The organism is Candidatus Methanoperedens nitratireducens (assembly GCF_900196725.1).
GTDB classification, from domain to species: domain Archaea; phylum Halobacteriota; class Methanosarcinia; order Methanosarcinales; family Methanoperedenaceae; genus Methanoperedens; species Methanoperedens nitroreducens_A.
Window position 1 is genome coordinate 1 of the sequence record NZ_FZMP01000216.1, and the last position, 4760, is coordinate 4760.

Here is a 4760-nt window from a genome sequence, read left to right on the forward strand (position 1 = left end):
CTAGGTGCAAAATACAAGTGCGACCAGATTTTTGATTTTTCACCTTATCACCCTTGGTTTACAACCCAATTTTTTAAATGGAGCAAGGACTATATATAACTTTTCGTTTATATATTACAATCTCGTTAAAAATTTCAATGCCGTTAAAAATTTCAACGGCATTAAAAATTACAACGGCATTGAAATTTTTAATGGTATTGTAATTTTCGAGACGTTTGAAACATGAAACAGTCGTATAATTATCTTGACATTGTCACATTAGACTTACCGATAGCGAATTTAATTTATTTACGATATTGATGAATTCCACCAGCTGATATCGATTTGTTCTGAAATGTGACAATGTCAAGTTATCTAAGGCGTAAAATTTCAAAATAACTATAAACTCTCTATCTTCACCGAGCGCTCCTTATAATAATTGAAAAGCTCTTCTCCCCATAAAATAGCTGATTTATTAAAGCTTATTAAATCCTGCCTGGAATCAAAAACCCCGTTTTTAAAGAAAAGGGAAATAGAAAAAAAGACATCTGTTGCAATACATACGATATTGATGTCCTTTTCTGAAATATAGAGGCTCCCATTTTTAAAACTCAACCCGCGCGCAAGCTTGTCGTTGTATTCCTTTTCGAGTTTATCAAACGCTTTCCTTGTCAAAATCAGGGAAACCTCGGTTTCTCTCTCAAGCAGTTGTAAATAGAACTCAGGATAAACCGGGTGGACTATCGGGGATATCCCCATGATCTTCTTAGAGTTTATAATATTCTCAAGGGATTCTTTACTGGGTTCAAAAAGTTCTTCAGTACTGCTCTCGATTATACGGGTATCATAAAGCTCATTAATTCTCATGAGCAAATGGGATGGAATATCTCCAACGTCATGCTCCCGCCAGAATTCTTCGTGTTTTTCAACAGCTTCTACCGTTTTTACTAAAGATTCCAGATGTCCTGCTACAACCTGCCCGATTTCAGTAAGTGCGTACTGTTTACCCTCTTGCTTCACTAAATTCCGTTCCTCAAGTATCCTTATCTGAGGAAGCATTCCTGTAGACGTGAAACTCAGGGTACGTCTGAAATCCCCTAATGTTTTAGGACCATCCCGCAACAGCAAAAGAATCTTTTTTCTTTTATCTGATGTTGAAATAATGTTTAAAAGATCTGGCATAATTATAAACGTGGTGGTTTGCGTTTTTTCTCCCCAACCTGCTTGTTTATAGACCACCTGCTCCTTCTATGGAAGATGCAGTATATATTTCACACGGTTCATAATATTACAACCTGGTTAAAACATTGCAATGGCTTTGAAATTTTCATAAAATTTGGGAAAGTTTCTTTTAGGGATATAATTTAAATCAGAAGATTCACCTTTATGTGGCTGCTTTTCTCTTTACCTTCTCCACTTCCTTCAATATCGTATCGATCCCTCCCCTGATAAGCGCCTCGAACTTCTCACCCCGCATACTTGCCCGGTTCAGCGTCTCACCCAGGTCGATGGGAAGCGCAATATCCACCCAGTTGTCGCGCACCCTGTGAAGCAGAGGCGCCTGGAGTAGCTCCCGCGCTTTTTCATTCACAGAAGACGCTGTTTCATTATCCTTGAATTTCACTGGCACATGCAAAGTAAGCGATGCGATCTTACCGTCCTTGTCTTTTGGCGTGTACAGCCTTACTATCTCTTCGCCAAAGCGCCCGAAGAACTGGTCTGTGCCTTTGCCGAACCCTATTTTCTCTATCGCCGTTACTGCGCCCTTGGGAATATCATCCATGATGCAGCCGCACAGCGCGCTTGTTATCTCTTTTTCTTCCGTGCTCTCTGCGATGCGGATAAAGTCGTCAAGCGGAAAACCCAGCACGATCTCATCGTCCCTGTAGCCTGAGAACATCCTTGCGCCATTGCAAAGAAGAGAAAGGTTCACTTTTTTCTCCATATAAGGTATTGCTGTACACTCACCGCATACGGCGAATTCGCCCTTGAATTTAGCCTCAACAGGCCGCTTTTCATGCAACTGCGCCAGTATAGTCGAGATGCGCATTATCTTGCGCGGGTTTCCCACCACTATTACAACGTCAGGTTTTTTCTCAGTCCTCTCAAGCGGCGAGACGCTCACTAACTTCGTATTCGCAGGTTTTATCCTGGGATAGACCTCCCCGTACGAAGGCTCGGTAAAACCCAGCGCAAGCTCGGCGCTCGTGCATGTGAGTTCTTCTACACCGAAAACAAAACTCTCACCGTACACTGCGCTTCTCCTTACCATTTCGCAAAAGCGCATAGGCTGACTGGCGGATTTTTGCTCCGTGTTCTCGTTCATGATCCTGACCGCCACCGGCGAGGATGGCAGCTCAAAGAATTTCCTGAATTTAGTAGAAAGTTCTGCGTATTTCACAATACTCAATCCTCAACTCTTATTCCGTTCTCTTTTGCAATATCCCTGAACGCTTTAGCCACATACTCAACCTGTTCCTGCCTCAGACCATATGTGTTGATCTTAAAGTTCTTGCTCATTCCGGGATGAAGCCCGACTATCTTTCTCTTCTTTAGTTCGTGGTAGAGGAAATATCCCCTGCGCTTGTCCTTTTCGGCAATTTCGTGGAGGGGCAGGCTCTCGATGTTCATTAGTGTATGCTGTTTGGGTTTTGTGCCCATCTGGTGGAAACCCTCTATCTTCTCAAGCTCTTTGACGAAGTACTGCGCTTTCTTAACCTCATCATCCCAGTGCTTTACCCTCTCTACCACAGAGGGGAATGATGCCATGAGCGTGGCTACCGGCGCTCCGAACACCGGGGAGCAGCCAAAGAGCGCGACCTCTTTTTTCGTGAAGCCCCTGCCGCTCCAGTCGCCCCTGACCGTGGATTTATTGAACAGCTTGCTTGTCCACTCATAAGTAGTTGCAAGTATCCCTATCGGCGCAGACGCCGCCCAGCTCTTGTGCCCTGAGCCGCACAGGAAATCCACGTGCAACTTTTTGCCGTCAACGGGCATTATGCCGGATGAGTATGCGGTATTCAGCAGGAAAGGAACACCGTATTCCTTGCATATCCTGCCAACTTTTTCGGCATCCGCAACGTTCCCGTACCTGTAATCCACATGCGTGAGCACAGCCATCGAAGGAAGTTTCCCCGTCTTTTGCTCTACTTCCTCGAATTTCCTGGCATATCCGTCCACATCGATCTCGAACATGGGATAACCGTTATGCGGTACTTCAACGATATTCAGCCGGTTCGCCTCTGCCGCAAGATATGACGTGTAGTGCGCAAGCGCATCAAGCACCACCGTATCACCTGGTTCGCATACCATATGCATCGCCGCCCATTTCGCATGCCTGCAGCCTGCCGTGAACCTGACGTCGTCCATATTCAGGAACTCCGCTACATCGGATGTCAGATCGTGGACAGGCGGGTTATCCACAAGGTCAACCCTTGCCTCGAAGCAGTAATCGCACACAGAGTATCCGTCGCCGAACTCAAGAAGTGCTTTGCGCGCCTCAGCTGTCAGCACCCCGCCGCGCTGGATGGGGTGTACGTTGACGTAGGTATCGGAGACGCCTCTTGTGACATTTTTATATTTTTTAAGATCGTCCATGCTTTGCTCTCACGCGTTGAAAATCATGCTCAAAGAGTTCCTGAATGAACTTAAAATTAATGGAAAGGGCAATTATGAAGATTATACAAATGATAAAGTTAAGAATTAGTAGAAATATCAGAATTACGCACATTAAAAATGTACAATATAGATGTATGAAAAGCCATTTAATAATTCTCGCTTTAATTGCAATTGCTCTTATCAGTGGTTGTGTTCAGCAGGGAACTACATCGGGATTGCCGGAGATTGAAGATACGAATGACAGAGTGATATCAGAAAGACTCATCGTTAAATTTGGATTTTTTTCAGGGATTCCTGAGAATTTCAAGGTAAGCCCTGATAGCGATAGGGTGGCGTATATTGCAAATGAAGGCAAAAAACAGTCCATGGTAATAGACGGGGAAGATAATATTCGATATGATGAGATCGATTTGGATGTCCCGGTATTCAGTCCTGACAGCAAAAGGACAGCTTATGCAGCAAAAGAAGGTGGAAAATGGTTCGTGGTAGTGGATGGAAAAGAGGGGAAAAGGTATGACAGCATCCTGAAAGACAGGTATACTCCTGTATTCAGTCCCGATAGCCAGAGGGTCACTTATTTAGCAAGGGAAGGTAAAGAATTATTTGTAGTAGCGGATGGGAAGGAGGAAAAGCATTATGACAACATCCTGAAGTACAGTCCCGTGTTCAGCCCTGATAGTATGAGAGTCGCCTACGGTGCCGAAGAGAACGGAACCTGGTTTGTAGTGGTTGATGGAAAAGAGAAGCAATATGGTGGCTCAGGGAGAGACATTCTTACCTTCAGCTCTTATAGCAAGCACGGGGGTGAGACGAATATGGCATACAAGGAAAATGAAGTGAACACCGGAGGTGGCATGCTGGCGGACAAAAAAGACGGATATGATAGTATTATAGAAGGCACTCTGACCTTTAGCCCGGAGGGCAGGCATGTGGTCTATGGTGTTTTTGACGGCAGCAGGCAGTTCGTGGTCGTGGATGAAAGAAGGGGAAAAGGATATGATTCTATTATCTTTACTGATAAAGGGGGAAATATTATCTTTGATTCACCGGATACTTTCCATTATCTTGCTTTAAAAGACGGAGGCATTTACTTAGTGTTAATGTCCACTGACCTCTTGGGGTAATATTTTAATAGGCAGAGATTAATTGAACATTAAAAATAA

At 44.2% G+C, this 4760-nt stretch carries 4 protein-coding genes; 1 reads left to right on the forward strand and 3 read right to left on the reverse strand.

Going from position 1 to position 4760, the window contains the following annotated elements; translation table 11 throughout:
* Positions 1–378 precede the first annotated feature (378 nt).
* From MNV_RS15735 to pscS, 3 genes are all read right to left on the reverse strand, one after another.
* Positions 379–1161, reverse strand: a complete 783-nt coding sequence (locus MNV_RS15735; protein WP_096206897.1) for a helix-turn-helix transcriptional regulator — start codon at positions 1159–1161, stop codon at positions 379–381.
* Between the two features lie 202 nt (positions 1162–1363).
* Positions 1364–2380, reverse strand: a complete 1017-nt coding sequence (locus MNV_RS15740) for a DUF169 domain-containing protein (RefSeq protein ID WP_179294029.1) — start codon at positions 2378–2380, stop codon at positions 1364–1366.
* Positions 2381–2385: 5 nt separating this feature from the next.
* Positions 2386–3576: an O-phospho-L-seryl-tRNA:Cys-tRNA synthase gene (gene pscS, locus MNV_RS15745; protein ID WP_096206899.1), complete on the reverse strand. Its 1191-nt coding sequence runs from the start codon at positions 3574–3576 to the stop codon at positions 2386–2388.
* 155 nt (positions 3577–3731) lie between these two features.
* Here pscS and MNV_RS15750 point away from each other — a divergent pair, with 155 nt between their 5' ends.
* A complete protein-coding gene (locus tag MNV_RS15750; RefSeq protein ID WP_143311843.1) occupies positions 3732–4721 on the forward strand; it encodes a TolB-like translocation protein in 990 nt (329 codons plus the stop codon).
* Positions 4722–4760: the final 39 nt, after the last annotated feature.

Excerpts from the sequence above, each read along its gene's own strand:
- pscS (WP_096206899.1), bottom strand. The coding sequence starts at position 3,576 with ATGGACGATCTTAAAAAATATAAAAATGTCACAAGAGGCGTCTCCGAT.
- MNV_RS15735 (WP_096206897.1), bottom strand. The coding sequence starts at position 1,161 with ATGCCAGATCTTTTAAACATTATTTCAACATCAGATAAAAGAAAAAAG.
- MNV_RS15750 (WP_143311843.1), top strand. The coding sequence starts at position 3,732 with ATGAAAAGCCATTTAATAATTCTCGCTTTAATTGCAATTGCTCTTATC.